Annotated in this window: 27 protein-coding genes; 11 read left to right on the top strand and 16 right to left on the bottom strand. The window is 73.2% G+C overall.

The genetic code is table 11. The features are described from left to right. Window positions 1-56: 56 nt before the first annotated feature. Window positions 57-1,217, top strand: a complete 1,161-nt coding sequence (locus ACSMTC_RS23100) for an Mrp/NBP35 family ATP-binding protein (protein ID WP_436561616.1) — start codon at window positions 57-59, stop codon at window positions 1,215-1,217. Window positions 1,218-1,322: 105 nt separating this feature from the next. Here ACSMTC_RS23100 and ACSMTC_RS23095 read toward each other — a convergent pair whose 3' ends face one another. The 4 genes from ACSMTC_RS23095 to sigE all read right to left on the bottom strand — a co-directional run bounded on the left by ACSMTC_RS23095 (window position 1,323) and on the right by sigE (window position 4,447). Further along, window positions 1,323-1,997 carry a hypothetical protein gene (locus ACSMTC_RS23095; RefSeq protein WP_436561615.1) on the bottom strand — a complete coding sequence of 225 codons (675 nt, stop codon included), beginning with the start codon at window positions 1,995-1,997 and terminating at the stop codon, window positions 1,323-1,325. Window positions 1,998-2,190: 193 nt separating this feature from the next. Further along, window positions 2,191-2,616, bottom strand: coding sequence for a sec-independent translocase (locus tag ACSMTC_RS23090; RefSeq protein ID WP_436561614.1), 426 nt, complete (start codon window positions 2,614-2,616; stop codon window positions 2,191-2,193). A gap of 176 nt (window positions 2,617-2,792) precedes the next feature. Further along, entirely contained in the window at window positions 2,793-3,788 is a 996-nt protein-coding gene (locus ACSMTC_RS23085) for an anti-sigma factor family protein (protein ID WP_436561613.1), read from the bottom strand. Further along, complete coding sequence (gene sigE / locus ACSMTC_RS23080; protein WP_436564781.1) at window positions 3,785-4,447, bottom strand: RNA polymerase sigma factor SigE; 663 nt, start codon at window positions 4,445-4,447, stop codon at window positions 3,785-3,787. Before sigE ends, ACSMTC_RS23085 begins: the two co-directional genes overlap by 4 nt. 354 nt (window positions 4,448-4,801) lie before the next feature. On the opposite strand from sigE, the gene ACSMTC_RS23075 reads away from it, so the two are divergent. Further along, complete coding sequence (locus ACSMTC_RS23075; protein ID WP_436564780.1) at window positions 4,802-5,434, top strand: O-methyltransferase; 633 nt, start codon at window positions 4,802-4,804, stop codon at window positions 5,432-5,434. A 111-nt stretch (window positions 5,435-5,545) separates the two neighbouring features. On the opposite strand, the gene ACSMTC_RS23070 is transcribed toward ACSMTC_RS23075, so the two are convergent. Beyond that, window positions 5,546-5,713 (bottom strand): DUF3117 domain-containing protein, encoded by a 168-nt coding sequence (locus ACSMTC_RS23070; RefSeq protein ID WP_014137929.1) that lies wholly within the window; start codon window positions 5,711-5,713, stop codon window positions 5,546-5,548. Between the two features lie 347 nt (window positions 5,714-6,060). Between ACSMTC_RS23070 and ACSMTC_RS23065 the strand changes: the two genes are divergently transcribed. After that, the gene (locus ACSMTC_RS23065) at window positions 6,061-6,861 is read left to right on the top strand and encodes an enoyl-CoA hydratase/isomerase family protein (protein ID WP_436561612.1); all 801 of its coding nucleotides are present in this window, start codon (window positions 6,061-6,063) and stop codon (window positions 6,859-6,861) included. 88 nt (window positions 6,862-6,949) lie between these two features. On the opposite strand, the gene ACSMTC_RS23060 is transcribed toward ACSMTC_RS23065, so the two are convergent. Beyond that, on the bottom strand, window positions 6,950-7,528 hold the full coding sequence (locus ACSMTC_RS23060) for a DNA-3-methyladenine glycosylase I (RefSeq protein ID WP_436561611.1): 579 nt from the start codon (window positions 7,526-7,528) through the stop codon (window positions 6,950-6,952). Beyond that, window positions 7,525-8,040, bottom strand: a complete 516-nt coding sequence (locus ACSMTC_RS23055) for a DivIVA domain-containing protein (RefSeq protein WP_436561610.1) — start codon at window positions 8,038-8,040, stop codon at window positions 7,525-7,527. Before ACSMTC_RS23055 ends, ACSMTC_RS23060 begins: the two co-directional genes overlap by 4 nt. A gap of 159 nt (window positions 8,041-8,199) precedes the next feature. Between ACSMTC_RS23055 and folP the strand changes: the two genes are divergently transcribed. Further along, entirely contained in the window at window positions 8,200-9,012 is an 813-nt protein-coding gene (gene folP, locus ACSMTC_RS23050; protein WP_436564779.1) for a dihydropteroate synthase, read from the top strand. A gap of 83 nt (window positions 9,013-9,095) precedes the next feature. Here the strand turns inward: folP and ACSMTC_RS23045 are convergent, their stop codons facing one another. After that, window positions 9,096-9,905 (bottom strand): LOG family protein, encoded by an 810-nt coding sequence (locus ACSMTC_RS23045; protein WP_436561609.1) that lies wholly within the window; start codon window positions 9,903-9,905, stop codon window positions 9,096-9,098. A gap of 137 nt (window positions 9,906-10,042) precedes the next feature. Then, window positions 10,043-11,113 (bottom strand): succinyl-diaminopimelate desuccinylase, encoded by a 1,071-nt coding sequence (gene dapE, locus ACSMTC_RS23040; RefSeq protein WP_436561608.1) that lies wholly within the window; start codon window positions 11,111-11,113, stop codon window positions 10,043-10,045. A gap of 185 nt (window positions 11,114-11,298) precedes the next feature. On the opposite strand from dapE, the gene ACSMTC_RS23035 reads away from it, so the two are divergent. Then, complete coding sequence (locus tag ACSMTC_RS23035) at window positions 11,299-12,264, top strand: VldE C-terminal domain-containing protein (protein WP_436564778.1); 966 nt, start codon at window positions 11,299-11,301, stop codon at window positions 12,262-12,264. Between the two features lie 310 nt (window positions 12,265-12,574). After that, the gene (locus ACSMTC_RS23030; RefSeq protein WP_436561607.1) at window positions 12,575-13,315 is read left to right on the top strand and encodes a hypothetical protein; all 741 of its coding nucleotides are present in this window, start codon (window positions 12,575-12,577) and stop codon (window positions 13,313-13,315) included. A gap of 135 nt (window positions 13,316-13,450) precedes the next feature. On the opposite strand, the gene dapC is transcribed toward ACSMTC_RS23030, so the two are convergent. Beyond that, entirely contained in the window at window positions 13,451-14,596 is a 1,146-nt protein-coding gene (dapC, locus tag ACSMTC_RS23025) for a succinyldiaminopimelate transaminase (RefSeq protein ID WP_436561606.1), read from the bottom strand. Between the two features lie 8 nt (window positions 14,597-14,604). Further along, window positions 14,605-14,928, bottom strand: a complete 324-nt coding sequence (gene fdxA / locus ACSMTC_RS23020; RefSeq protein ID WP_344638379.1) for a ferredoxin — start codon at window positions 14,926-14,928, stop codon at window positions 14,605-14,607. Between the two features lie 135 nt (window positions 14,929-15,063). Between fdxA and ACSMTC_RS23015 the strand changes: the two genes are divergently transcribed. Both ACSMTC_RS23015 and ACSMTC_RS23010 read left to right on the top strand, forming a co-directional pair. Next, window positions 15,064-16,074, top strand: coding sequence for a GNAT family N-acetyltransferase (locus ACSMTC_RS23015; RefSeq protein ID WP_436561605.1), 1,011 nt, complete (start codon window positions 15,064-15,066; stop codon window positions 16,072-16,074). A 48-nt stretch (window positions 16,075-16,122) separates the two neighbouring features. Continuing rightward, on the top strand, window positions 16,123-16,983 hold the full coding sequence (locus tag ACSMTC_RS23010; protein ID WP_436561604.1) for a SirB1 family protein: 861 nt from the start codon (window positions 16,123-16,125) through the stop codon (window positions 16,981-16,983). A gap of 92 nt (window positions 16,984-17,075) precedes the next feature. Here the strand turns inward: ACSMTC_RS23010 and ACSMTC_RS23005 are convergent, their stop codons facing one another. From ACSMTC_RS23005 to ACSMTC_RS22985, 5 genes are all read right to left on the bottom strand, one after another. Further along, on the bottom strand, window positions 17,076-17,681 hold the full coding sequence (locus ACSMTC_RS23005; RefSeq protein WP_436561603.1) for a response regulator: 606 nt from the start codon (window positions 17,679-17,681) through the stop codon (window positions 17,076-17,078). A 117-nt stretch (window positions 17,682-17,798) separates the two neighbouring features. Next, window positions 17,799-19,097 (bottom strand): sensor histidine kinase, encoded by a 1,299-nt coding sequence (locus ACSMTC_RS23000; RefSeq protein WP_436561602.1) that lies wholly within the window; start codon window positions 19,095-19,097, stop codon window positions 17,799-17,801. An 8-nt stretch (window positions 19,098-19,105) separates the two neighbouring features. Beyond that, entirely contained in the window at window positions 19,106-19,828 is a 723-nt protein-coding gene (locus ACSMTC_RS22995; protein WP_436561601.1) for an ABC transporter permease, read from the bottom strand. Next, window positions 19,825-20,808: an ABC transporter ATP-binding protein gene (locus tag ACSMTC_RS22990; protein ID WP_436561600.1), complete on the bottom strand. Its 984-nt coding sequence runs from the start codon at window positions 20,806-20,808 to the stop codon at window positions 19,825-19,827. Before ACSMTC_RS22990 ends, ACSMTC_RS22995 begins: the two co-directional genes overlap by 4 nt. Before the next feature lie 197 nt (window positions 20,809-21,005). Then, the gene (locus tag ACSMTC_RS22985; protein WP_436561599.1) at window positions 21,006-23,129 is read right to left on the bottom strand and encodes a S9 family peptidase; all 2,124 of its coding nucleotides are present in this window, start codon (window positions 23,127-23,129) and stop codon (window positions 21,006-21,008) included. Between the two features lie 313 nt (window positions 23,130-23,442). Here ACSMTC_RS22985 and ACSMTC_RS22980 point away from each other — a divergent pair, with 313 nt between their 5' ends. The 3 genes from ACSMTC_RS22980 (at window position 23,443) to ACSMTC_RS22970 (ending at window position 25,402) form a co-directional block, all read left to right on the top strand. Next, on the top strand, window positions 23,443-23,637 hold the full coding sequence (locus ACSMTC_RS22980; protein WP_436561598.1) for a DUF2304 domain-containing protein: 195 nt from the start codon (window positions 23,443-23,445) through the stop codon (window positions 23,635-23,637). 347 nt (window positions 23,638-23,984) lie between these two features. Further along, on the top strand, window positions 23,985-24,944 hold the full coding sequence (gene mshB / locus ACSMTC_RS22975; protein WP_436561597.1) for an N-acetyl-1-D-myo-inositol-2-amino-2-deoxy-alpha-D-glucopyranoside deacetylase: 960 nt from the start codon (window positions 23,985-23,987) through the stop codon (window positions 24,942-24,944). Next, window positions 24,941-25,402: a DUF6113 family protein gene (locus tag ACSMTC_RS22970; RefSeq protein WP_436561596.1), complete on the top strand. Its 462-nt coding sequence runs from the start codon at window positions 24,941-24,943 to the stop codon at window positions 25,400-25,402. The genes mshB and ACSMTC_RS22970 overlap by 4 nt, the downstream gene beginning before the upstream one ends. The last annotated feature ends 68 nt before the right edge of the window (window positions 25,403-25,470 follow it).

Raw genomic sequence — 25,470 nt, 5'->3', positions numbered from 1 at the left:
TCGGCAGCACGCTACTGGGGCGTCAACTACTTCGACGTCCGCCGTACCATCAAGGCATGGCCAACGAGACAGAGGTTGCCCCCGGCGTGACGGAGGAGTCCGTACGCAAGGCCCTGGCGACCGTCCACGACCCGGAGATCAACCGCCCGATCACCGAGATCGGCATGGTGAAATCGGTCGAGATCACCGAGGGCGGCGCGGTCCGTGTCGCGGTGTACCTGACCGTCTCCGGCTGCCCGATGCGCGACACCATCACCACGCGGGTGACCGAGGCGGTCGCCAAGGTGCCCGGCGTGACCACCGTCGAGGTCGAACTCGACGTGATGAGCGACCAGCAGCGCAAGGAACTCTCCCAGTTGCTGCGCGGCGGTGCCCCCGAGCGGGAGATCCCGTTCGCCAAGCCCGGCACGCTCACCCGGGTGTACGCGGTCGCCTCCGGCAAGGGCGGCGTCGGCAAGTCCTCGGTCACCGTCAACCTGGCCGCCGCGATGGCCGCCGACGGCCTGAAGGTCGCCGTGGTGGACGCCGACATCTACGGCCACAGCGTGCCCCGCATGCTGGGCGTCGAGGGCCGCCCGACCCAGGTCCAGGACATGATCATGCCGCCGCAGGCGAACGGCGTGAAGGTGATCTCGATCGGTATGTTCACCCCGGGCAACGCCCCGGTGGTCTGGCGCGGCCCGATGCTGCACCGCGCGCTCCAGCAGTTCCTGGCCGACGTCTGGTGGGGCGACCTGGACGTCCTGCTGCTCGACCTGCCGCCCGGCACCGGCGACATCGCCATCTCGGTGGCCCAGCTGGTCCCGAACGCGGAGATCCTGATCGTCACCACCCCGCAGATGGCCGCCGCCGAGGTGGCCGAGCGGGCCGGCACCATCGCGGTGCAGACCCACCAGAAGATCGTCGGCGTGATCGAGAACATGTCGGGCATGCCCTGCCCGCACTGCGACGAGATGATCGACGTCTTCGGCACCGGCGGCGGTCAGATCGTCGCCGACGCGCTGACCCGGACGGTCGGCGCCACCGTCCCCGTCCTCGGCTCGATCCCGATCGACGTCCGGCTGCGGGAGGGCGGCGACGACGGCAGGCCGGTCGTGCTGTCCGACCCCGACTCCCCCGCCGGCGCCGCCCTGCGCGCCGTCGCGGGCAAGCTCGGCGGCCGCAAGCGCGGCCTCTCCGGGCTCTCGCTGGGGCTCACGCCCAAGAACAAGTTCTGAGTCGGCCCCTCCGGACGAACGGACCGGGGGCGCGGGGCAGTGGCCCCGCGCCCCCGCCTTTTCGCCCCCTGCCCCTCGCCTCGTGACCCTGAAGGGCCGTCCCGCTCAGGACCGGGTGTAGGCCGTCAGGTCGGGAACGGTGGCGAAGCCGACGCCGTAGGCGCTCACGCCGCGGCCGTAGGCGCCCAGAAGGACGCCCGGAGCCTCGCCGGCCAGCACCCAGCCGTATTCGGACTCGCGGTAGCGGAAGGGCTGGGGGATGCCGTTCACCGGGAGGGTGAGGGAGTTCCAGCCGGGGCCGTCCAGGTCGTCGGCCAGGTCCCAGGCGAGGGCGGACTGCTGGTCCAGCCAGTCCTGGCGCAGGGCACGGTCGAGCTGGCCGGGCCAGCTGTTGGCGAGCAGGCCGGAGCCGGCCAGCCAGGCCGCGGAGGAGGCCGAGGTGGCCTCCAGCATGCCGGTGTTGTCGGCGCTGCGACGGACGTCCCGGCGGGCCACGGTGACCACCACGGCGAAGCGGCGGAGGTTCTTCGGCTCGTACGTCCTGGCCGGCTCCTCACCGTGGCCGAGCGTGCCGTAGTCGATGGCGCCGTGGTGGGCCGCCCGTCCACCGCCGCCGGCCTGCATCAGCCAGCGGCGGCCGGTCCAGCCGTCGTCCAGGCCGTACCAGGGGAAGTCCGCCGCCAGGTACGGTGCCAGCGGATCGGCCGCAACCGCCGGGCCGGGCTGGGCACCGACCAGGCCCTCGGCTGTCCCCACCGCAGCATGACTCGTCGTGTCCATCCCCGGGCCTCCTCGATACGCCGTTCCGAGCCGTAGCGCGCTCCATGGTGGCGTACGGCGCTGCCTCCGTCCGGCGACTCGGCACCGGAGGGTCCGTGATCCACGGCACAGCGGAGGCAATCGACACCATAACCGGGGTGCACGGCGATGCCCCGCCCGGCCGGGCTGCCGGGCGGGGCGGGCTGATGGTCCGTCAGGTCGCGTCGACGTCGAACGGAGGGCGCTCGCCGTCCCTCAGCGGGGCACCGCCGGGAGCCGGGGCGGCGCTCTTGGTCAGATCGGCCTTCGCGCTGGTCATGGCCGGTCCGGGCTCGTCGTTCAGTACGGACTTGATGTCCAGGCCGTCCCGGATCTCCTTCAGGCCCAGCGGGTCCTCGTCCGCGCCGAGCAGCTGCTTGCGGACGAAGGTCTTCGGGTGCAGGTCCTCGAACTCGAAGTCCTTGAACTCCGGGCCCAGCTCGCTGCGGATGTCCTCCTTGGCGCTGTCCGCGAAGTTCCGCACCTTGCGGATGAAACCGCTGACGTCCTGGATCAGCTTGGGGAGCTTGTCCGGCCCGAAGATCACGATGCCCATGACGAGAAGCGTCAGGACCTCAGGTAGGCCTATGTCTTGGAACACGTAAGCTCCCAGCTCCTGGTGGTCGAACCCGATGAGCCCGGCGGACAACGGTCTATACAGCGTAATGGCCACCGACCCGGTCCGTGTCCCACCGCAGGATGAAGCGGTGGCAAAGACCGGCCGATGGCCGAACCGCGGCAGACCCGCCCGGTACCGGTGCGACCGGGCCCGGAAGGCTAACGGAACTCGTGCTGGTGAGGTGACGGAACGGGCTGCGGCTGGACGCCGTACGGGGACAGCGGGACGGAGCCGGCACCGTACGGGGCGCGGGCCGGGAAGACCGGGTAGTCCACCGGCTCCTGCACCGTCATCGGGACCAGCTGCCCGCCGGGGCCCCGGGCCGGGGTGACGCTGTTGCCGTGCTGCTGGCCGCCGCCGGAGGTGTTGAGGTCGCCGACCCCGCCGAGGGTGACCGCCGCCACGGAGAAGGCCCCGGCCGCGGCGGCGAAGACGAACCTGCGCCGTCGGGGCGGCGTGGAGGTGCCCCCGGAGGGCGTCTGGTGGTGGGCGACGGGCGGGTGGACCGCGACCGGGGCGGCCAGGGCCGCCAGCGGCGCGGGCACCGGCAGTGCCGCCGGTACACCGGCGGGCGAGCGGCGCAGGAAGCCCGAGCGGCCGGCCCGCGGATCCACCCCGGGCAGCGGCGACTCGGCGCCCAGCGCCCCGCCGCCGAACGAGGCCCCGGCCCCGCGCCCGAAGGAGCCTCCGGTCAGCCGGCTGCCGCCTATGGTGCCGGTCGCGGCGGAGCCGGCACCGGGGCCCGGGCCCGGCTCGTCGTCCGGCAGTGCGGCGACCGCCAGCAGACGGGACATCAGCATCGTGGAGGGCGCCGGGGTGCCGGTCCCGGTCAGCAGCTGCTTGACCGCGCGGCCCTCGTCCGCCTCGGCCAGGCAGTCGGGGCAGGTCGCCAGGTGGGCCTGGACCCGCTCACGGGCGTCATGGCCGAGCTCGCCGTCCAGGAAGGCGGTCAGCCGGTCGCCCAGGTGGTGCTCCTCGGCCGGCGGCTCGGCGGTGCGGACCGCGACGGCCCGCAGCTCGTGGCCCTCCGGCGTGCGCCGCTCCGGCTCGCCGCGGCGGCCGCGCTGGGCCCAGCCGGCCCCGCGCCGACGGCCCGCGTCCTCCGAAGCGGCCCCCGGGGGGCGGCCGGCACCCGAGAGGTTGGCGCCACTCACGAGCGCCCCCGTTCACTCCCGCCCAGGGAGCCGGACTCGACACCGACCGCCACCGGCTCCGCCGTGCCGCCGCGCCGGATGCGCCCGGGGGCGGAACCGGGGGCGCGGTGCTTCAGCGCGGTCCGCAGGTGCGAGCGGCCGCGGTGGATCCGGCTGCGCACGGTGCCCAGCTTGACTCCGAGGGTGGCCGCGATCTCCTCGTAGGAGAGGCCCTCGATGTCGCAGAGGACCACGGCGGCGCGGAACTCGGGCGCCAGGGTGTCCAGGGCGTGCTGGACGTCGGCGTCGAAGTGGGTGTCGCTGAAGTGCTGGGCCGGGCTCGGCTCACGGCTGGCCAGGCGCTCGGCCGCGTCCTCGGCCAGCGCGTCGAAACGGATCCGCTGGCGGCGGCGCACCATGTCCAGGAACAGGTTGGTGGTGATCCGGTGCAGCCAGCCCTCGAAGGTGCCGGGGCTGTACGTGGAGAGCGAGCGGAACACCCGGACGAAGACCTCCTGGGTCAGGTCCTCGGCGTCGTGCTGATTGCCCGTCAGACGGTAGGCCAGCCGGTAGACCCGGGCGCTGTGCGCCTCGACGATCTCCTCCCAGCTGGGCGGCGTCCAGGTCTGCGCGTCGGGGCCCTCGGCGAAGGTCGCGAGCTCGGCGGGGGCCTCGGCCATCGCGGTGTCGGCTGCGGTCGACTTGTCCAGGGGGGAGTGCGCAGGCTGGTTCATCACGGGCTTCGGCGTACGGGCCGACGTGGTGCCGCGGGGGTGCCGCCGCACAGGGACGTCGCCCTCGGCCACACCTCCTCGGTCGGCTCTTCTGCCCAGCAGGGCCACCACCATATCCACCTCACCCGTCAGTTCCGGATAAAAGTGCTCGACCGGGTAGGTACCCGGGCCGACCGCCCGTTCCGCCTGGATCAACGCCCGGCCCTCGAACGCGGTTCCCGGCGGCCAGTAATCTGTGGCAGGAAATATCGACATCCGGCCGCCACCAGGCCGACAGCCGGCGCTCCGAAAGAGGCAGCCATCAGCGAGTTCGGGCCCGCTCACGCGGCTCTCGCCGATACCTACATCGGCGAGGACGCGGTGCTCACCTACGCCCGGGCACAGTCCGCCAGGACCGGCATCCGCGCGATCGGACCGAGCGGCGGCGCCTGCCTCCGGCTGCTCGCGGCCGCGCTGGACGCCAAGGCGGTCGCCGAGATCGGCACCGGCACCGGCGTCTCCGGTCTCTACCTGCTGCGCGGCATGCGCAGTGACGGTGTGCTCACCACCGTGGACGCCGAACCGGTCCGCCAGCAGCTCGCCCGCGAGGCGTACCACGCGGCGGGTTTCGCCTCCAACCGCTCGCGCTTCATACCGGGGCGGGCGCTGGAGGTACTGCCGCGCCTCGCCGACGGCCAGTACGACCTGGTGTTCTGCGACGGCGATCCGGCCGAGTCGCAGGAGTACCTGGCGGAGTCGCTGCGGCTGCTCAGAACCGGCGGCATGGTCTGCTTCGAGGGCGTGTTCCAGGAGGGCCGGCTGGCCGAGCCCGACCACGGCGACCCGCAGACCGACGCGGTGCGCGGGCTGGTCGCCGACATCCGGGAGAGCGACCTGCTGCTGCCCGCCCTGCTGCCGGTGAGCGACGGGCTGCTGTGCGCGGTCAAGCGATGACTGCGGCCCGGTCCAACTCCCCCCGGACAGCGCAGAGCCCGGGTCCGGTGTGTTCCGGGACCCGGGCTCCGTACGCATCATCTACCGAGGATGAGGGGAGCACCCGCCGCGTCAGCCGCAGGCCTTCTTCAGGGCCTCGCCCAGGGCATCGGCCTCATCGGGCGTGAGCTCCACCACGAGGCGTCCGCCGCCTTCGAGCGGAACTCGCATGATGATGCCTCGCCCCTCTTTGGTGACCTCGAGCGGGCCGTCACCCGTCCGCGGCTTCATGGCCGCCATGCTCGTTCCCCTTCCTGCAACCGCTCAGCTACGCACCGGCAGTCCGTCCACCGCCGGTATCGAACGCATTGATCGGAAGCCATTATCCCGCATGCGGCGACCCGATGACCAACATCACTCCCTCCGCAAGCCCGACCACACCCGTCCGAAGCGCCCATCGGCTGCCGGAAGCCTCATCAGGGCGCTACTGCGCCAGCACTTCCCCGGCTCCCGGCCGGTGCCCCGCCCTCGATCCCACGGCGGCGCGGGCGACGCGAAAAGGTGCCGCACCTCACACTCCCCGGCACCCCGCCCGCTCGGGCATGCTGACACCGTCCCACCACCTGAGACCCGGGGAGACCTCGCCGATGTCCGACTCCGTGCTGTACGAGCTCGACGGCGGCCTCGCCGTCATCACCATCAACCGTCCGGACGCGATGAACGCGCTGGACGTGGCCACCAAGGTGGCGCTTCGCGACACGGTCACCGCGGCGGCCGAGGACGGCGCGGTCCGCGCCGTGCTGCTCACCGGCGCCGGCGACCGGGCGTTCTGCGTCGGGCAGGACCTCAAGGAGCACGTCGGCCTGCTCAAGCGCCAGGAGGAGACCGGGGAGGGCGCCCTGCGCACCGTCGCCGAGCACTACAACCCGCTGCTGCGCGCACTGGCCGGGATGCGCAAGCCGACCGTCGCGGCGGTCGGCGGGGTGGCGGCCGGCGCGGGCGCCTCGCTGGCCTTCGCCTGCGACTTCCGCATCGTCTCCGACACCGCCGGGTTCAACACCTCCTTCGCCGGGGTCGCGCTGACCGCCGACTCGGGTGCCTCCTGGACCCTGCCCCGGCTGGTCGGGCACGCCCGGGCCACCGAGCTGCTGATGCTGCCGCGGACCGTGAAGGCGGAGGAGGCACTCCGGCTCGGCCTGGCCACCCAGGTCGTACCGGCCGCCGAACTCCGCGACACCGCAAGGGAGTTCGCCAAGCGACTGGCCGAGGGGCCGACGGTCGCATACGGCGCCGTCAAGGAGTCGCTGGCGTACGGGGCTTCGCACTCCCTGAGCGAACTGCTCGACAAGGAGGACGAGTTGCAGACCCTGGCGGGGGCCAGCGAGGACCACCGGATCGCGGTGAACGCCTTCCTCGCCAAGGAGAAGCCGGTCTTCCTGGGACGGTGACGCCCGAGGACCCGAGGAACCGCGCGGCCGGCCCGTCGCGAAGCCGCGCGCTTCCTCGACCCCGCCGCACGGTTCTGCCGGACCGGCTCTAACGGCCCGACCGCGCGCAGCAGTCGGCGAGGTGGTCGTTGACCAGGCCGCAGGCCTGCATCAGGGCGTAGGCCGTGGTCGGTCCGACGAAGCGGAAGCCGTTCTTCTTGAGTTCCTTGGCCAGCGCCGTGGACTCGGGCGTGACGGCCGGCACCTCTTCGTGACTACGGGGGGCCGGCCGGTCCGGGTCGCCGGCATGACGCCAGATCAGCTCGTCCAGACCGCCCGCGCCCAGGGCCAGTGCGGCCCTGGCGTTGGCCAGCGTCGCCTCGATCTTGGCCCGGTTGCGGATGATGCCCTCGTCCTGGAGCAGCCGCTCGACGTCGGCGGGCCCGAACTCCGCCACCTCGGCGGCCCGGAACCCGGCGAAGGCCGACCGGAAGCCCTCCCGGCGGCGCAGGATGGTGATCCAGGACAGCCCGGACTGGAACGCCTCCAACGAGATCCGCTCGAACAGGGCGTCGTCGCCGTGCACCGGCCGGCCCCACTCGGTGTCGTGGTACTCGAGGTAGTCGTCGGTGGACAGGCCCCAGGCACACCGCAGCAGGCCGTCGGGACCGGGTACGGCGCCGGTCACTTCTCGCCCTCCCCGTCGGCGGCGGCATCTCCGGCGGTCTCGGCGCCCTTCGTCTCGGCGCCCTTCGCGTCGGCGGTGCCGGCGTCGGCCGTCCCGGCGTCGGCCGTCCCGGCGTCGGTGCCCTTCGCGTCGGCGGTCCCGGCGCCGGCCTCCCCGGCGGAGGCCTCCGCACCGGGCAGCGGCTTCCCGTCCTCGGGGCCGGCGCCCTCCGGCGAGGCCGGGGCCGCGGCCGAGGCCACCGCGGCCTCCAGTTCGGCGATCCGGGAGTCGCGGTAGGCGAGTTCGGCGCCGAGGCGGTCGAGCACGTCGTCCACTTCGTCCATCCGGTAGCCGCGCAGGGCCATCGGGAGCCGGATCTCGTCCACGTCGTGGCGGCTGAGCGGACGGTCCTGCGGGAGCCGGGCGGAGATACGGTCCGGCACCGCCTCCGGCAGACCACCGCCGCCTCCGAGCGCCACCAGGGCAGCGCCGCCGACCACCACGGCCATCGCCGCCACGATCACCCAGAACACGAGCTGTCCTCCACACTCCGAGCCGGCCTTGGAAACAGGTGGGATCATGGTCCCTGAGGTAGGCCGGGGCCCATCATCGCACCCGGGCGAGCTGTGGAGGAGATACCGGTGGTACTGCGCCTTGGGCCACGTGAGTTCGGCGAGCACGAGCTGGTGATCATGGCGATCGTCAACCGGACCCCTGACTCCTTCTTCGACCGCGGTGCCACCTTCGCCGACGAGGCCGCCTTCTCCGCCGCCGACCGCGCGATGGCGGAGGGCGCGGCGATCCTGGACATCGGCGGGGTCAAGGCGGGCCCCGGCGAGGAGGTCACGGTCGAGGAGGAGCTGCGCCGTACCGTGCCCTTCGTGGCCGAGCTGCGCAAGCGCCACCCCGAGGCCGTGATCAGTGTGGACACCTGGCGGCACGAGGTCGGCGAGGCGGTCTGCGAGGTCGGCGCCGACCTGCTCAACGACGCCTGGGGCGGGGCCGACCCGAAGCTGGCCGAGGTCGCCGCCCGCCACGACGTGGGCCTGGTCTGCACTCACGCCGGCGGTGCGAAGCCGCGTACCCGGCCGCACCGGATCGGGTACGCGGACGTGATGGCGGACATCCTGAAGGTCACCGTCGGGCTGGCCGAGCGGGCCCTGGAGCTGGGTGTGCGCAAGGACCGGCTGATCATCGACCCGGGCCATGACTTCGGCAAGAACACCCGGCACTCGCTGGAGGCCACCCGCCGGCTGCCGGAGATGACCGCGACCGGCTTCCCGGTGCTGGTCTCGCTCTCCAACAAGGACTTCGTGGGCGAGACCCTGGACCGGCCGGTCGACGAACGGCTGCTGGGCACCCTGGCGACCACCGCCGTCTCGGCCTGGCTGGGCGCCCAGGTCTACCGGGTGCACCAGGTCGCGGAGACCCGCCAGGTACTCGACATGGTCGCCTCGATCCGCGGCGTCCGGCCCCCGGCGGTGGCCCGCCGCGGACTGGCGTAGCACGCGGGGCCGGGGAACCCCCGAGGGCGCGGGGGCCGGGGATCGCTTCCCGCCCCGAGGAGGCGCGGGCCCCGGCGGCGGGGTCAGATGTCCCCGTTGGGGCGGCGGCTCTCCGCCAGGATCTCCAGGACCTCGTCCACGTCGTCGGTGACGTGGAACAGCTCCAGGTCCTGCGGGGACGCCTTCTTCTCGGCGACCAGGGTGTTCCTCAGCCACTCGACCAGCCCGCCCCAGTAGGCGCTGCCGAAGAGGATCACCGGGAACCTGGTCACCTTCTTGGTCTGCACCAGGGTCAGCGCCTCGAAGAGCTCGTCCAGCGTGCCCAGTCCGCCCGGCAGCACCACGAAGCCCTGCGCGTACTTCACGAACATCGTCTTGCGGACGAAGAAGTACCGGAAGTTCAGCCCGAGATCGACGAACTCGTTGAGCCCCTGCTCGAAGGGCAGCTCGATGCCGAGGCCGACGCTCAGTCCGCCCGCCTCCGAGGCGCCCCGGTTGGCGGCCTCCATCGCGCCGGGCCCGCCGCCGGTGATCACCGCGTACCCGGCCTGCGCCAGCGCCCGCCCGATCGCCACGCCCGCCGCGTACTCGGGCGAGTCCACGGGCGTGCGGGCCGAGCCGAACACGCTGACCGCCGCCGGGAGTTCGGCCAGCGCGCCGAAGCCCTCGACGAACTCGGAGGTGATCCGCCAGACCCGCCACGGATCGGTGTGCAGCCAGTCGGTCGGTCCGGTGGTGTCCAGCAAGCGCTGGTCCGTGGTGCCGGTCTCGACCTGGTCGCGGCGCAGCAGCACCGGGCCCTTCTGCTTCTCCGGCCAGGCCTTCTTCCGCGTGGGCGCGCCGGTCCGCTCCGGACCGTGCCCGTAGCGCTTTTCCTCTCCAGTGCCTGTCATGGCGAAACCCTACGCCCGCCGCTGTGGCTTTGCGGGGAACGGAGGGGGAACGCAGGGCGGCATCGAGGTTGACGGACCCGGTCCCGGCCGAGTGCGCCGCGCGGCAGGGCACCCGGCCGGGACCGGCCGGACACCGCTCAGCCCAGCCAGGCCCGCAGCCGCTCCTCGCACTCGGCGATCGCGCTGAGCGAGCAGTGCTCGTCGCGCTTGTGCGCCAGGTTCGGGTCACCCGGGCCGTAGTTGACCGCGGGCACGCCGAGCGCGCTGAACCTGGCCACGTCGGTCCAGCCGAACTTGGCCCGGGCCTGGCCGCCGGTCGCCGCCAGGAAGGCCTGGGCCGCGGGCTGGGAGAGGCCGGGCAGGGCGCCCGGGGCGTGGTCGGTGACGGTGACCTCGAACCCGTCGAAGACCTCGCGGACGTGTGCCTCGGCGTCCTCGGTGCTGCGGTTGGGCGCGTAGCGGAAGTTGACGGTGACCACGCACTCGTCGGGGATGACGTTGCCGGCCACCCCGCCGTCGATCCGGACCGCGTTGAGGCCCTCGCGGTACTCCAGGCCGTCGATCACCACCCGCTGCGGCTCGTAGGCGGCGAGCCGGCCGAGCACCTCGGCGGCGTGGTGGATGGCGTTGTCGCCGAGCCAGCTGCGCGCGGAGTGGGCCCGGGTGCCGGTCAGCCTGATCTGGGCGCGCAGGGTGCCCTGGCAGCCGCCCTCGACCATGCCGCCGCTGGGCTCCATCAGCACCGCGAAGTCGGCCTTCAGCCAGTCGGGGTGCGCCTTGGCCAGGTGGCCGAGGCCGTTGCGGGAGGCCTCGATCTCCTCGCAGTCGTAGAAGACGAAGGTGAGGTCGTGGCCGGGTTCGGTGAGCGTGGCGGCGAGTCGCAGCTGGACCGCGACTCCTGACTTCATGTCCGAGGTTCCGCAGCCGTAGAGCAGGTCGCCCTCGATGCGCGAGGGCAGGTTGTCGGCGATCGGCACGGTGTCCAAGTGGCCTGCCAGCAGCACGCGTTCGGCCCGGCCGAGGTTGGTGCGGGCGACGACGTTGTTGCCGAACCGGTCCACGGTGAGGTGGGAGTGGGCCCGCAGTGCGCTCTCGACCGCGTCGGCGAGCGCCTGCTCGTCTCCGCTGACGGAGGGGAAGTCGACGAGCCTGGCGGTCAGTGCGCCACCGTCGAGGGTCAGGTCCAGAGGCGTGTGAGGGCTGCTCATGGACGCCTAGCGTAGCCCCGCACGCTCCGTTCCAGTCGGCCGGACGTGGCGTCGGCCACGTTGGCGGGCCTCGTCAGGGCCTCGTTTCCGGGCCCCCGCGCAACCGGCGTGCCCGTACAGCCGTCCGAGTGGGTACGGTGTGCGAGCGCAAGAGACGCGAGGCGAGAGGGGAAACGGTGACCGACATGGCAGCGGGCGAGCAGGACGGCGAGGCGGTCGGCCGCCGACGGCGGCCGGGGCGCCGGGTGCTCATCGGTCTGCTGGCGCTCGCCGTGCTGGCGGGCGTGGTGGTCTACCTCAACCGGGACCGGCTGATCGCGCCGCCGGAGGGCTGCACGATAAACACCGCTTCGGGCAAGGGCACGCTCGACCTCTCGCAGGCGGCCAACGCCGCGACCATCGCCTCGGTGGCGATCTCCCGCGGCCTGCCCGAACGCGCCGTCACCATCGCGCTGGCCACCGCGATGCAGGAGTCCAAGCTGCACAACATCCCCGGCGGGGACCGGGATTCGGTCGGCCTGTTCCAGCAGCGGCCGTCCCAGGGCTGGGGCACGGTGGACCAGATCATGGACCCGGTGTATGCCACCAACAAGTTCCTCGACGTCCTGGTGAAGATCCCCGGCTACGCCCGGATGCCGCTCACCGACGCGGCCCAGCAGGTGCAGCGCAGCGGCTACCCGCAGGCGTACGCCAAGCACGAGAGCAACGCCACACTGGTCGCCTCGGTGCTCACCGGCCGCGAGTCGGCCGCGCTCAGCTGCGTGGTGGACGACCTGACCGTCCCCTCGCAGTCCCCCACGGCCACCGACTCCGCCCAGCCGCTGGACGTCAGCGCACGGGTCCGCCGCGAGTTCGGCAAGACGGTCTCCGCGGCACCCGCGGCCAAGGCCGACAACGACCCGCGCACGGTGATCGCGCTCACCCCGCAGCCGGCCGCGAGCACCGACTCCGGGCCGGACGCGCTGCGGCAGAGCGGCTGGGCCGTGGCGCAGTGGTCGGTGGCCCACTCGCAGCAGCTGGGCATCGGCGCGGTGGCGTACGACGGCAGGATCTGGCGGGTGGACCGGCCGAACGACGGCTGGAAGGCGAGCACCACCGCCCCCTCGACCGACCGGGTGCTGGTCACCCTGGGCGCCCCGGCCAAGAGCTGACGGCCGTCGAGCCGGGGTTGACCGGGTTACCGCCGAACGGGTGATTCCGGTCAACCCCGGTGGACGTCCGCGGTGTGACGCCACCCGTTCCGGACTGACACCGGTCCTCGGTCAAGGTCCCTTTGCGCCACAAGGGATGTGACGTTTCCGCAGGGATCCGCCTCTTGGCCGATCCGTCCGGATTGCCCCAAAAACGATCGTCCGATCTTTGAGAACGCTTGACCCGTACGGCCCGAAACCTTCTCGCTCCTCCAGCGGTATTCACGTCGTCCGTTCGCCGGACGGTAGGAACTCACCACTTAGGAGCACCATGTCTCTCCCCCTCACGCGCCGGATCGCCCAGGCCGCGCTGCTCGTCGCGGCCGGTGCGGCACCTCTGGTCGGGGCCGGGTCCGCCTCCGCCGCCGACCTGGTGCCCCCGACGACCGACCTGGGGGCCGGGCTGACCCAGCTGGACGCCCCGGACTCGTCCGCCACGGTGCAGGGAGCTACCCACGAGTTCGGCGAGGCCCTCGGCACCACCGGCGCGGCCGCCGTCCAGGCGGGCGTCCCGGCCACCGCGGACGCCGCCGGCAAGACCGTCGCCAAGACCCTGCCGAACGCCGACCACTCCCTCGGCAAGGTCGCCGGTCAGGCCGCCAGGACCACCGCCGTCACCGGCGCGCTCACCAGGGTCGCCGGCAAGGCCGTCCCCGCCCTCACCGAGCGGCTGGCCCCGGAGGCCGCCAAGGCCCTGCCCGCGCTGCCGCGCAGCATGCCCAGCACCCGCGGCGCCTCCGCCGAGCTGGAGCACCTGACCCAGGCGGTGCCCGGTGGCACCACGGTCGCCAGCGCCCTGCCCACCGGCGGCGTGCCCGACACCGACGCCGTGACCGACAGGCTCCCCGGCGGCGTCACCAAGGCCGTACCGCTCAACGGCACCCTCGACCAGCTGGGCGACCACGCCGGCATCCACCGCCTCGGCGGCGTGCCCGACCTCGGCAGCGGCAACCCGCTCGACGCCCTCGGCCTCAGCCCGGTCGCCCACCTCCTCGGCGGCCTCGGCCGCTGATCCGGCGCCCCTGCCGGTCATCCGGCAGGGGCGCGGGGTCGGGTCCGACGGACCGCGCGGGCGGCCGGCCCTCCACGGAGGCAGCCGGCCGTTCGCGCGCGGCCGGACATCGGACACCGCCCCCCGGACGCGCCGTCAGCGCGTCAACCGCTCCACCGCAGCCCGCACCCGCTCGTCGGTCGCCGTGAAGGCCACCCGCACGAACTGTCCGCCGGACGGCCCGTAGAAGTCACCGGGCGCCACCAGGATGCCCAGCTCGGCCAGCTCGGCCACGGTCTCCCAGCACGGACGGTCCTGGGTGGCCCACAGGTAGAGGCTCGCCTCGGAGTGCTCTATCCGGAAGCCGTACGCCTCCAGAGCGTTCCGCAGGGCCGCACGGCGCTCCGCGTACCTGGCCCTCTGCTCGGCCACGTGCGCGTCGTCCGCGAGGGCCGCGACGGTGGCCGCCTGCACCGGGGCGGGCACGATCATGCCGCTGTGCTTGCGGATCCCCAGCAGCTCCTTGATCACCACCGGGTCGCCGGCGATGAACGAGGACCGGTAACCCGCCAGGTTGGAGCGCTTGGAGAGCGAGTGCACCGCCAGCAGGCCCTCGTGGTCGCCCCGGCACACCTCCTGGTCGAGCACCGAGGCCGGGTCGGCCTCCCAGCCGAGCTCCAGGTAGCACTCGTCGCTGACCAGCAGCACCCGGTGCTCGCGCGCCCACGCCACCGCGCGGCGCAGTTCGTCCCTGGAGAGCACCCGACCGGTCGGGTTGGAGGGCGAGTTCAGCCAGAGCAGCCGGACCCGCGCGGGGTCGAGCTCGGCCACGTCGTCGTACTCGACCGGCTCGGCGCCGCAGAGCCGGGCGCCGACCTCGTAGGTGGGGTAGGCGAGCCGCGGGTACGCCACCTGGTCGCCGGGGCCGAGGCCCAGCTGGGTCGGCAGCCAGGCGACCAGTTCCTTGGAGCCGATGGTCGGCAGGACCGCGTCGGGCCCGATCTCGGCACCGACCCGGCGGTTCAGCCAGCCCGCGATCGCCCGGCGCAGCTCCAGCGGACCCCAGACGGTCGGGTAGCCGGGGGTGTCGGAGTGGGCGGCCAGCGCCTTCCGGATCACCTCGGGCACCGGGTCCACCGGAGTACCGACGGAGAAGTCGCAGAGCCCGCCGGGGTGCGCCAGGGCGGTGCGCTTGTACGGCTCCAGCCTGTCCCAGGGGAAGACCGGCAGCAGGTCGGAGACGCGGCGCGCCGCCCCCGGATGACCCGGGAGCGGCGCGTGCGGAGTGTCAGAAGTGCTCACTCAGTTGCTCACTCTTCGCCCTGCGGCGGAAGCGCCGCGATGAACGGGTGGTCCTTCTCGATCAGGCCGAGCTTCGAGGCGCCACCCGGCGAGCCGAGGTCGTCGAAGAACTCGACGTTCGCCTTGTAGTAGTCCTTCCACTCCTCCGGAGTGTCGTCCTCGTAGAAGATCGCCTCGACCGGGCAGACCGGCTCACACGCACCGCAGTCGACGCACTCATCCGGGTGGATGTACAGAGAGCGCTGGCCCTCGTAGATGCAGTCGACCGGGCACTCCTCGATGCACGCCTTGTCCTTGACGTCGACACAAGGCTGCGCGATGACGTAGGTCACGCTTACGTTCCTCCTCGGAAGGGCTGGCGCCCCAAACTGTTTGCTCTTGCTCGCGTGCGCGGGTGAGCGCGGTGTCGTCGATGCCCGCCCTAGTATCGCGGGTCAGAGCCCGCAAATGCACAGGAGGTGCCCCACATGACAGGTCAAGGTCCGGTCGAGGCCCGTCCAGAGGTCCGGATAGACCGCTCTGACGTGGGACGACGGGTCTCCGTCCGGCGCCTGGCGGAGTTCGCGGAGGGCCGTCCCGTGTTCCGCGATGTGATCGGCGTGCTCGAATCCTGGGACGATCATGGACTGACCGTCGTCCCACGTGACGGTCGGCCGGTCTCGTTCCCCGAGAAACTGCTGGTCGCGGGCAAGACGGTACCGCTCTTCCCGGCCCGCACCTCGGCCCGGACGCCCGAGGCCGACCCGGTGGCACTCCAGCGGATCGCGGCACGCGGCTGGCCCGCGGTGGAGCGGCAGGCGCTCGGCGAGTGGACCCTGCGGGCCGCGTCCGGGTTCACCCGGCGGGCCAACTCGGTCCAGGCGCTGGGCGATCCGGGACTCCCGCTGCCCGGGGCGCTGACCGCCGTCCAGGACTGGTACCGGGAGCGCGGCCTCCCCGCGTACGTCGAGGTGACCACCCCCGGCTCGTCCGAGGAGCTCGTCGCCGAGCTCGACCGGCTGAGCGCCCGGTACGCCCCCACCCTGGTCCGCACCGCGCCGCTGGCCCCGCTCACCCGGCTGGGCACCGGCCACGACCGGGTGCGGCTCTCGCGTACCGCCGGGCCCGAGTGGCTCTCCCAGTACCGCCGGGTCGGCACCGACGCCGGGCTGGAGCGGGCCGCGGTCCAGGTCCTGCACGGCGGGCCCTCGGTCTGGTTCGCGACCGTCCCCGGCCCCGAGAGCCCGCTGGCGATCGGCCGCTGCGCGGTCGACGGCCCGTGGGCCTGCTTCAGCGCGATCGAGGTCGCCCCGTACGCGCGCCGCACCGGTCTCGCCACCACCGTGATGGCGGTGCTCGCCGCACGGGCCGCCGAGGAGGGCGCGAGTGGCGCCTGCCTCCAGGTGGAGGCGGAGAACACCGGCGCGATCGCCCTCTACGACCAGCTCGGCTTCCGGACGAGTCACACTTACCACTACGCCCAGCTTCCCCAGCGGTAGGACCGGCCCCCGAGGCAGTACCGACCCCCGGACCGACGAAGGCTTCTGTTGACCGAGCAGAGCAGAACACGTTTCCGTGCCGAGGCCAGGTCAGAGCACCCCGATCCGGTGCTGCTCTGCCTGCTGGCGGCCGCCGAGCACACCCTGGCCGCCCCGGACGAGCCCACCACCCTGGACGAGCTGCTGACGGCCTGCCGGGTCGCGCTCGACCGGCATGCGACGACGGTGCGGCAGGCGGTGGCCGAGCGGGCCCCGGCCAGCCCGGAGGAGACCGCCGCGCTGCTCGCCGCCGTGCTCGGCGGACGGGAGCGCTTCCACGGCCGCCCCTCGGACTACCGGCGGCTGGAGTCCTCGCTGCTGCCGGACGTGCTGCGGCGGCGGCGCGGACTGCCGATCATGCTCTCGATGGTCTGGTGCGCGGTCGCCGACCGGGTCGGCCTCACCGTCCACGGGATCGCCCTGCCAGGGCACTTCATCGTCGCCGTGGGCGGCCCCGCGGGCGGCGACGAGTACGTGCTCGCCGACCCCTTCCACGGCGGGCGGCTGCTCGACCTGGAGGACGTCGACCAGCTGGTCGCCGCCACCGGCCACCCGTTCTCGCCGGAACTCCTCACCCCCGCACAGCCGTTGGACACCGTACTGCGGGTGCTCGGCAACATCCGCAGCTGGGCCTCGGACCGCCCCGAGCACGCCCGCACCCAGCTCTGGGCCACCGAGCTGGCCCTGCTGCTCCCCCGCCACCCGGCCAGCCTGCGCCTGGAACGGGCCGAACTCCTTGTCCGCACCGGCCACTTCCTGGCCGGTGCCGCCGAGATGGACGCCTACGCGGAGATCCTGGACACCTTCGACCCGGAATCCGCCGAGCGCGTCCGCCACGAGGCCCGCGCCGCCCGTCACCGCCTCAACTGAGCAGCGCCCGGCCCCGGTCGACGACCGCCGGGGCCGTGCCCGGCCGCCGCCGCGTGACCGGCGCCCGTGCGAACACCGGCGCCGGAAGGGCGTTACAGCCAGCCCTTGTCCTTGGCCACCCGGACGGCCTCCGCGCGGTTGCGGGCCGCGGTCTTCTGGATGGCCATGGACAGGTAGTTGCGTACGGTGCCCTCCGAGAGGTGCAGCCGCCTGGCGATGTCCGCGTTGACCGCACCGTCGGCCGCCGCCGCGAGGACGTCGCGCTCGCGGGCGGTCAGCGGATTGGCGCCCTCGGCCAGGGCGGCGGCGGCCAGTGCCGGGTCGATCACCCGCTCACCGCGCAGCACCCGCCGGATCGCCTCGGCCAGTTCGGCCGCGGGGGCGTCCTTCACCAGGAAGGCGTCCGCCCCGGCCTCCATGGCGCGGCGCAGGTAGCCGGGACGCCCGAAGGTGGTCGCGATCACGACCCTCGTCCCGGGCCGGCGGCGCCGTACCTCCGCGGCCGCGTCGATCCCGGTCATCCCGGGCATCTCGATGTCCAGAACGGCCACTTCGACGTCATGCGCCTCGACCGCGTCCACGACCTCGTCGCCCCGCGCGACCTGCGCGACGACGTCGATGTCCCCCTCGAGGCCGAGCAGCGCGGCGAGCGCCTCCCGCACCATTCCCTGGTCCTCGGCCAGCAGCACTCTGATCACCGGGGCACACTACCGGCCGCTGTGACCCTTCCGCTCGCCTCCGGGCGCTCCCCGCGGCGGAGCCGCTGACCGGCAAGGTCGGCGCCGACACTCGTCGCTCCCGCGCTCCCTCCTCCCTTACGGCACCGGCGCACCCTTCGGCTCGGGAGATGCGGCCTTCCCGCTCGCCTCCGGGTGCTCCGGCCCGCCGACGCTCGTGACGGTGCGGGCCGGCACCAGCGCCCGCAGCCGGAAGCCCTTTCCGCGCGGGCCCGACCCGGTCTCCAGGCGGCCGTCGACCAGGGCGAGGCGCTCCCGCAGGCCCGAGAGCCCGTTGCCCGGAAGCGACTTGCCGGCACCGCGCCCGTTGTCGGTGATCTCCAGGACGGCGTAGCGCTCGCCCTCGCCCTCCCAGGTCTCGTCCATGGTGACGGTGCAGACGGTGGCCTCGGAGGCGTGCCGGACGATGTTGGTGACGGCCTCGCGCAGGGCCCAGGCGAGCGCTCCGGCCTCCTCGGTGCCGAGTCCCGGGTGCTCCCCGGCCACCGAGGGGTGGGCCTCCAGGGTGATCTGGGCGGTGGTCAGGGCGGTGCGGGCGGCGGCCAGCTCGACCGGCAGGGTGGGACGGCGGTAGCCGCCGACCGCCTCCCGGACGTCGATCAGCGACTGCCGGGCGACCTTCTCGATGTCGGCGACCTGTGCCCGGGCCTGCTCCGGCTTGTCGGAGTCCATGAAGCGCCCGGCCAGTTCGCTCTTCAGCGTGATCAGCGAGAGCGAGTGGCCGAGCAGGTCGTGCAGGTCGCGGGCGAGGCGCAGCCGCTCCTCCGCGGCGGCCAGATGGGCCACCGTGGCCCGGGCCTCGCGCAGCTCGCGCATGGTGGCGACCAGCCGCTGCAGACCGGTCATCGCCAGGCCGCCCAGGAAGCAGGGCAGGACGACCGAGGCCATGGTGTCGGTGTCCGCGTGGATCAGCAGCCCCACCGCCAGCGTCAGCCCCGTGGTCCCGGCGACCCCGCGCGGCGCCAGCCTCGGCGGCAGCACCGCCGCCACGCAGACCGAGCAGTAGGTGAAGAGGGTGAGCCAGGGCTGGCCGAGCCCGACGGAGGTGACCACCGCCAGCAGCAGCATGACCCCGACCAGCCGGACGCTGCCGCGCCAGGAGTCCGGCCGGGAGGAGCGGATCGCGACCAGGGCCACGTAGACGCCCAGGAACGCCGCCAGGGCCAGCGCCCCGGCCGCCGTCGCGGCCGGGCCGTGCCGGGTGACCAGGTCCTTGACCGGGTAGACCAGGTAGATCATCCACAGCGACATCCAGGCCAGCTTGACCACCAGCTGGCGCCGGGTCTCCACCTCGGCCCCGGGAATGTTGCCGTAGGACCCGCGCTGCCCCTCCTCCCCGGAATCGGCGGGGCTGGGGGGCAGTGCGGTGTTGGACATGGCGGACATCATGCCTGTTTGGTGTCCCTGCGGTACAGATGGGCCGCGGCGGCGACGAAGACCACCAGGAAGCCGGCCAGTCCGCCCACCGCGGCGGTGTCCACCGAGTGCCCGGGCTGGATGAAGGCGGCCAGTTGGTTGTACATGTACACCGGGTCGAACCGGGCGACGTTCTTCAGCGAGCCGCTCACCGGGAACCAGGTGCCGCCGAAGACCGCCATCAGCATGTAGGTGATCATGACGATCGGCTGCACCGAGTCCGGCGCCGCGGCGTAGCCGAGCGCCACGCCCAGTGCCGCGAAGACGAAGCTGCCGAGCCAGAGCGCCAGCCCGAGCCCGGCCCACCTGGCCGCCGACAGCTCGACCCCCTCGACCGCGCCGATCGCGAAGACCACCGCGATCGCGGGCAGCGTGGTCACCGCGCAGGACGCGATCTTGGCGATGGTGTATGCCCGCCCCGGCAGCGCGGTCAGCCGCAGCTGCCGTATCCAGCCGCTCTTGCGCTCCAGCGAGATCCGCTGGGCGCTGTTGCCGAGCACTGCGCCGACCGCGCCGAAGGTCGCCATCGAGACCATGAAGTACGACTTCGCGGGGGTGCCGCCCGCCACGTTCCCGCCGTGGTACGCGCTGATGAAGAACAGGTACAGCAGGCCCGGGTAGAGCAGGCTGAACATCAGGTACCGCTTGTTGCGCAGGGTGCGCATGATCTCCAGCTGGATCAGGGTGGTCATCGCCCGCCCTCCTCGGCGGCAAGGTCGTCGGCGGCGGCGTCTTGCTCGCCGGTGATGGTCAGGAAGGCCTGCTCCAGGCCGAGACTGGTGACTTCGAGGCCGTGCGGGTAGAGCCCGGCCCGGTAGACGGCGGCGACCGACGCGTCGGCGTCCGTGCTGCGGATCCGCACCGTCCGGACGCCGTCCGAGCGGCCGGTGACGTCCAGGCTCACCACGCCCGGCAGGGTGCGCAGCAGCGATTCCTCGGCCCGCGGGTCGCCGGGGTGCAGCTCGAAGGCGATCCGGCGGGCGCCGGCCTTGGCCTTGATCTCCGCCGAGGTGCCGTCGGCGATCAGCCGCCCCCGGTGCAGCACCAGCACCCGGTCGGCGATCGAGTCGGCCTCCTCCAGGTAGTGGGTGGCGAACAGGACGGTGCGGCCGGCGTCGGCCTGGGCCCGCATGGTCGCCCAGAACTGCTGCCGGACCGAGACGTCCATGCCGGTGGTCGGCTCGTCCAGCACGATCAGGTCGTTGGCGCCGGCGATCGCGAGGGCGAAGCGCACCCGCTGCTCCTGGCCGCCGGAGAGCTTGTCCGCCCGGCGGTCGGCCAGCTCGGTGATGCCCGCGTTCTCCATCACCTCGGCCGGCCGGTGTCCGCGCGGGTGGATGTCGCAGGCGAACCTGACCAGTTCGCGGACCTTGACGTCGCCCATCAGGCCGCCGCTCTGCAGCATCGCGCCGACCCGGCCGGCCTCGATCGCGGCGCGGGGGGTGCCGCCGAACAGCGAGACAGTGCCCCGGTCCGGCTCGCGCAGGCCGAGCAGCAGGTCCAGACTGCTCGACTTCCCGGCCCCGTTCGGCCCGAGCAGAGCCACCGTCTCACCGGGCCGCAGCACCAGGTCGAGGCCGTTCACCGCCCTGACCCGGCCGTAGCTCTTGCTCACGTCGCGGAAGGCGGCCACCTCCCCGTCCGTTCGAAGCCCCGCCATGACCGCACTCATCCGTCCCACACCTTTCCCGTTCGCCTGACCTGTTCAGGCTCCCGCGACCGGGGGGTGCCCCGGCAGTGTGCACCGTCGTGTCCTCGGTATGACGGATGTCATGCCAGGGGCGCGGGACTCCGGTCGGGCCCCGCGCCCCTGTGCCGCTCACCCTCGCCCGAAGACCCGGCCCTCGGGCCCGGGGCGGGGTGGCCCCGTCAGTGCGCCAGCGCGTTCTTCAGGAAGTCGACCTGGAGCAGCAGCAGGTTCTCCGCGACCTGCTCCTGCGGGGTCATGTGGGTGACCCCGGAGAGCGGCAGGACGCTGTGCGGACGTCCGGCGGCGAGCAGCGCGGAGGAGAGCCGCAGCGTGTGCGCGGCCACCACGTTGTCGTCGGCGAGGCCGTGCACGATCAGCAGCGGGCGCTCGAGCCGGGCCGCGTCCCCGATCAGCGAGTTGGCCGCGTACACCTCGGGCCGCTCGGCGGGGTCGCCGAGGTAGCGCTCGGTGTAGTGGGTGTCGTAGAGCTGCCAGTCCGTCACCGGAGCGCCGGCCACGGCCGCGTGGAACACGTCCGGGCGGCGCAGTACGGCGAGCGCGGAGAGGTAGCCGCCGTACGACCAGCCGCGGATGCCGACCCGGCCGAGGTCGAGCGGGTACTCGCCGGCCAGCGCCTGCACCGCGGCCACCTGGTCGTCCAGGGTGACCCCGGCGAAGTCGAAGGCGACGGACTTCTCCCAGGCCGGGCTGTTGCCCGGGGCGCCGCGCCCGTCCGCGACGACCACGGCGAAGCCCTGGTCGGCGAACCACTGCGAGGTCAGGTGCGGGTTGTGGGAGCGGATCACCCGCTGGCCGTGCGGTCCGCCGTACGGGTCCATCAGTACGGGCAGCAGGCCGTCCCGCTCGCGGTCGTAGCCGGTGGGCAGGAAGACCGCGCACGGGATGCGCCGCTCGCCCGCGAGCGTGAAGTGCGGCCGGGCGGTGAGCAGCGGGGCCTCCGCGTGGGAGGCGACGGTGGCGATCACCTTGCCCTCGCGCAGCACCTCGACCCTGGCTCCGGCCCAGGCCGGGTCGGCCGAGGACAGTACGGTCACCCCGCCCGCCCGGACCGCCGCCACCACACCGGCCTCGCCGAGCGCGACGGGCTGTGCGCCGTCCTCGGGGGCGATGCCGAACGCGCCGATCGCACCGGGCTCCAGGACCGCGTCGACCACACCGGCGGAGGCGCTGAAGAGCACGCCGTCCGCGTCGACCGAGACCACCGAGCGCAGGTGCAGCTCGTCGCCGGTGACGGTACGGTCGCCTACCACCAGGGCGCGGGCGCCGCTCTCGTCGGAGATCCGCACCAGCCGGCCGTCGGGAGTCCAGGCGGGGACGCCGGAGAAGAGCTCCAGCCAGGCCTGGTCCCGCTCCTCGACCAGCAGTCCGCTCTCGCCGGTGGCGAGGTCGACGCTGCGGATCTGCTGGCTGCGCTGGTCGCGGGCCTGGACCAGCAGCAGCGGCGCGCCGCCCGCCGACCAGTGCACCCGGGCCAGGTAGGGGAAGGCCTCGCGGTCCCAGCGCACCTCGGTGCGCGAGCCGTCCAGGCCGATCAGCCAGAGACCGACCTCGGCGTTGGGCGTGCCGGCCGCCGGGTAGGCGATCTCGGCGGGGGTGCTGGCGGGGTTGGCCGGGTCGGCGATCCACCAGTGGCGGACGGGCGCGTCGTCGACGCGGGCCACCAGCAGCCGGTCGCTGTCGGGGGACCACCAGTAGCCGCGGTCGCGGTCCATCTCCTCCTGGGCGATGAACTCGGCCTGGCCCCAGGTGATTCCGTCTCGCTCCGGCTCGGCGAGGGCGCGGTCCCCGCTGCCGTCGGTGCGGCTGATCCGCAGCTGGCCGGAGGCGGTCGCATAGGCGACACAGCTGCCGTCGGGCGCCGGCCGCGGGTCCAACAGCGGTCCTACGGCCGGAAGTTCGCGACTCTCCCCGGTGGCCGGGTCGGCGGTGAACAGACGTCCGGAGAGGGCGAAGGCCGCCAGCGCACCGGCGCCGTCCAGGGCGTAACCGACGATCCCGGCCGCACCCTCGCGGCTGCGCTCGCGGCGGGCCTTCTCCTCGGCCGAGAGGTTCTCCTCGCCGCCGCCGAGCAGGGCGACGGGGTCGGCGACGATCCGCTCCTCACCGGTGGCGGTGTCGAGCGCCCAGAGCAGGTTGGCGCGGTCGCTGCCGGACCTGGAGCGCAGGAAGAGGACCCGGGAGCCGTCGGGTGCGACGGTGAAGGCCCGGGGCGCGCCGACGGTGTAGCGCAGGGTCCGCGCATGCTGCCGGGGGAAGGTGTCCGCAGTTGTGTCGGTGGTCATGGCACCGAACCATACGGCCTGCCCGACGCGGGGATCACCCGTTCGGCGCAGCGCCCCCAACTGACTCCGCGCGGCCCCGACACCCCTTCTCACCGGGCCCTGCGCCCTGCGGACGCTTCCGTGCCCCGACCCTGCCGCCTCACGGAGAGTAATGCAAGCCTTACTGATCGGGTATTCCTTGACTGGTCGATTCGGAACCGTGGCGTCCAGGTGTGCCCGCACCCTGCGCCCGGCCGGGTCGAGAGCTCGTCCCGCACGTCCCGACCGCCGCCCTCGGGGAGGGCGGCGCACCCGAGAAAGGGTGTGAGCCGACATGGCTTTGTCCATCTCCGCGGCCATGCTGATGCTGGTCATCGTGGTGGTCCTGATCCGCCGATCGGGGCTGAAGCTGGCGCACGCGATCATCTGTGCGCTGCTCGGCTTCTACCTCGCGTCCAGCTCGATCGCCCCGTCGATCCAGGCGGTGACCAGCAACCTGGCAGGGATGCTCAATGGCCTGAAGCTCTAGGACCGACCGACGATAGGGAGCGTGGATCAAGAAGGGGGTCCCCCCGGCCGAAGGCTGGGGGAGGGTCGAGAGCCGAGTCTGGGCGTGCATCGTGAGGAGAGCGCGGCGGCGCTGCGCGCGACGAGGGATGTGCGTCCGAGGGCCCCTCGCCCCCAGCCTTCGGCCGGGGGTACCCCCGCCCGATGGCGGGCAAGGAGGGAGAGAGCTATCGGCACGCGACGCCACGGGCCCTACTGCCGGTCGGTCTAGGTCGCGGCGGAGCGCGGGAGCGGCCCGGTGCCCCCGGATCCGGTAACCGCCGGGCGCCGGGCACCGTCGTCCCGGCCCCGGTCGATAGGCTGCTGTCCATGACCTCTGCCACCGACCGGCCGCCCCGGCGCCTGCTGCTGGTGCACGCCCACCCCGACGACGAGTCGATCGGCAACGGCGCCACGATGGCGCGGTACGCCGCCGAAGGAGCCGCGGTCACCCTGGTGACCTGCACCCTCGGCGAGGGGGGCGAGGTGATCCCGCCCGAGCTGGCCCACCTGACGGCCGACCGCGAGGACACCCTGGGCCGGTACCGGATCGGCGAGCTGACCGAGGCGATGCGCGCGGTCGGCGTCGCCGACTTCCGCTTCCTCGGCGGCCCCGGGCGCTACCGGGACTCCGGGATGATGGGCGTGCCCGAGAACGACGTCCCCGGCTGCTTCTGGCAGGCCGACCTGGACGAGGCCGCCGGCCACCTGGTCGCGGTGATCCGGGAGGTGCGGCCCCAGGTGCTGGTGACGTACGACGAGAACGGCGGCTACGGCCACCCCGACCACATCAAGGCGCACCGGGTCGCCATGCGGGCGTACGAGCTGGCGGCCGACCCGGCCTGGCGGGCCGAGCTGGGCGCGGCCTGGCGGATCGCCAAGGTCTACTGGAACCGGATGCCGCGCTCGGTGATCGACCGGGGCCTGGCCGAGGCCGCCGCCCGGCGGCCCTTCCCCGGGGTGGCCCAGGTCTCGGACATCCCGGGCGTGGTGGACGACGAGCTGGTCACCACCGTGTTCGACGGCACCGCCCACGCGGCGGCGAAGACGGCCGCGCTGCGGGCGCACCGCACCCAGATCGCCGTGAACGGCGAGTTCTTCGCCCTCAGCAACCACCTGGCGCAGCCGGTCGTGACGACCGAGTACTACCAGCTGGTCCGCGGTGAACCGGGTGGCCGGCTGCCCGAGACCGATCTCTTCGCCGGCCTCGACGTGGCGGAGCCGGTCGCTTCAAGGCGGCAGGCAGCCGATCCCAACCCCACCCCGGCGAACGCGGAGTCCCTCCGATGACCACTCCCCCGAAGGGCGCACCCGCCTGGCGCGGCCTCCCCGCCAAGGTGCTCGGCACCCAGGCCGAGCGACTGGCCGAGCCTCAGCCGTCACGCACCGGACGGATCGTGGCGTACGTGTTCCTCTTCCTGCTCGGCCTGGTGGTCTCGCTCTGCGGCTGCTTCGTGCAGGCGCTCTGGCAGCCCTTCGGGATGCTGCTGGCGGTGGCCGCCTGCCTGGCCCTCTTCTACGGCGGGCTCCGGCTCACCGGCACCAAGCTGGGCGCCGGAGTGCCGCTGGGGGGCTGGTTCCTGATGCTGATGGTGCTGATGAGCCCTCGCCCCAAGGGAGACTTCATCCTCTCCGCGGGCTTCACCTCGTACGCCTACCTCTTCCTCGGCGCGGTCGGCGGGGTGATCTGCGCCACCCTGCCGACCCGGGGCGGCTTCGGGTTCGGGGCACCGGGGCCGAAGCGGTAACAGAGCCGCGACGAGCAGTCAGAGTGCACCGCACGTAGGCTCATACCGGAGGAACCCGGACGTATCAG

Origin of the sequence: Kitasatospora sp. HPM-01-4 (assembly GCF_051374625.1) — a bacterium.
Classification (GTDB): domain Bacteria; phylum Actinomycetota; class Actinomycetes; order Streptomycetales; family Streptomycetaceae; genus Kitasatospora.
The sequence above is the reverse complement of the archived record's forward strand: the minus strand, read 5'-3'. Positions and strand labels throughout refer to the sequence as shown.

What these genes read in the sequence shown, in the direction of transcription:
- ACSMTC_RS23100 (WP_436561616.1), top strand. Translation starts at nt 57, where the DNA reads ATGGCCAACGAGACAGAGGTTGCCCCCGGCGTGACGGAGGAGTCCGTA.
- ACSMTC_RS23095 (WP_436561615.1), bottom strand. Translation starts at nt 1,997, where the DNA reads ATGGACACGACGAGTCATGCTGCGGTGGGGACAGCCGAGGGCCTGGTC.
- sigE (WP_436564781.1), bottom strand. Translation starts at nt 4,447, where the DNA reads ATGGCCGAGGCCCCCGCCGAGCTCGCGACCTTCGCCGAGGGCCCCGAC.
- ACSMTC_RS23070 (WP_014137929.1), bottom strand. Translation starts at nt 5,713, where the DNA reads ATGGCGGCCATGAAGCCGCGGACGGGTGACGGCCCGCTCGAGGTCACC.
- ACSMTC_RS23065 (WP_436561612.1), top strand. Translation starts at nt 6,061, where the DNA reads ATGTCCGACTCCGTGCTGTACGAGCTCGACGGCGGCCTCGCCGTCATC.
- folP (WP_436564779.1), top strand. Translation starts at nt 8,200, where the DNA reads ATGGCGATCGTCAACCGGACCCCTGACTCCTTCTTCGACCGCGGTGCC.
- ACSMTC_RS23045 (WP_436561609.1), bottom strand. Translation starts at nt 9,905, where the DNA reads ATGACAGGCACTGGAGAGGAAAAGCGCTACGGGCACGGTCCGGAGCGG.
- dapE (WP_436561608.1), bottom strand. Translation starts at nt 11,113, where the DNA reads ATGAGCAGCCCTCACACGCCTCTGGACCTGACCCTCGACGGTGGCGCA.
- ACSMTC_RS23035 (WP_436564778.1), top strand. Translation starts at nt 11,299, where the DNA reads ATGGCAGCGGGCGAGCAGGACGGCGAGGCGGTCGGCCGCCGACGGCGG.
- ACSMTC_RS23030 (WP_436561607.1), top strand. Translation starts at nt 12,575, where the DNA reads ATGTCTCTCCCCCTCACGCGCCGGATCGCCCAGGCCGCGCTGCTCGTC.
- ACSMTC_RS23015 (WP_436561605.1), top strand. Translation starts at nt 15,064, where the DNA reads ATGACAGGTCAAGGTCCGGTCGAGGCCCGTCCAGAGGTCCGGATAGAC.
- ACSMTC_RS23000 (WP_436561602.1), bottom strand. Translation starts at nt 19,097, where the DNA reads ATGTCCAACACCGCACTGCCCCCCAGCCCCGCCGATTCCGGGGAGGAG.
- ACSMTC_RS22995 (WP_436561601.1), bottom strand. Translation starts at nt 19,828, where the DNA reads ATGACCACCCTGATCCAGCTGGAGATCATGCGCACCCTGCGCAACAAG.
- ACSMTC_RS22990 (WP_436561600.1), bottom strand. Translation starts at nt 20,808, where the DNA reads ATGAGTGCGGTCATGGCGGGGCTTCGAACGGACGGGGAGGTGGCCGCC.
- ACSMTC_RS22985 (WP_436561599.1), bottom strand. Translation starts at nt 23,129, where the DNA reads ATGACCACCGACACAACTGCGGACACCTTCCCCCGGCAGCATGCGCGG.
- ACSMTC_RS22980 (WP_436561598.1), top strand. Translation starts at nt 23,443, where the DNA reads ATGGCTTTGTCCATCTCCGCGGCCATGCTGATGCTGGTCATCGTGGTG.
- mshB (WP_436561597.1), top strand. Translation starts at nt 23,985, where the DNA reads ATGACCTCTGCCACCGACCGGCCGCCCCGGCGCCTGCTGCTGGTGCAC.
- ACSMTC_RS22970 (WP_436561596.1), top strand. Translation starts at nt 24,941, where the DNA reads ATGACCACTCCCCCGAAGGGCGCACCCGCCTGGCGCGGCCTCCCCGCC.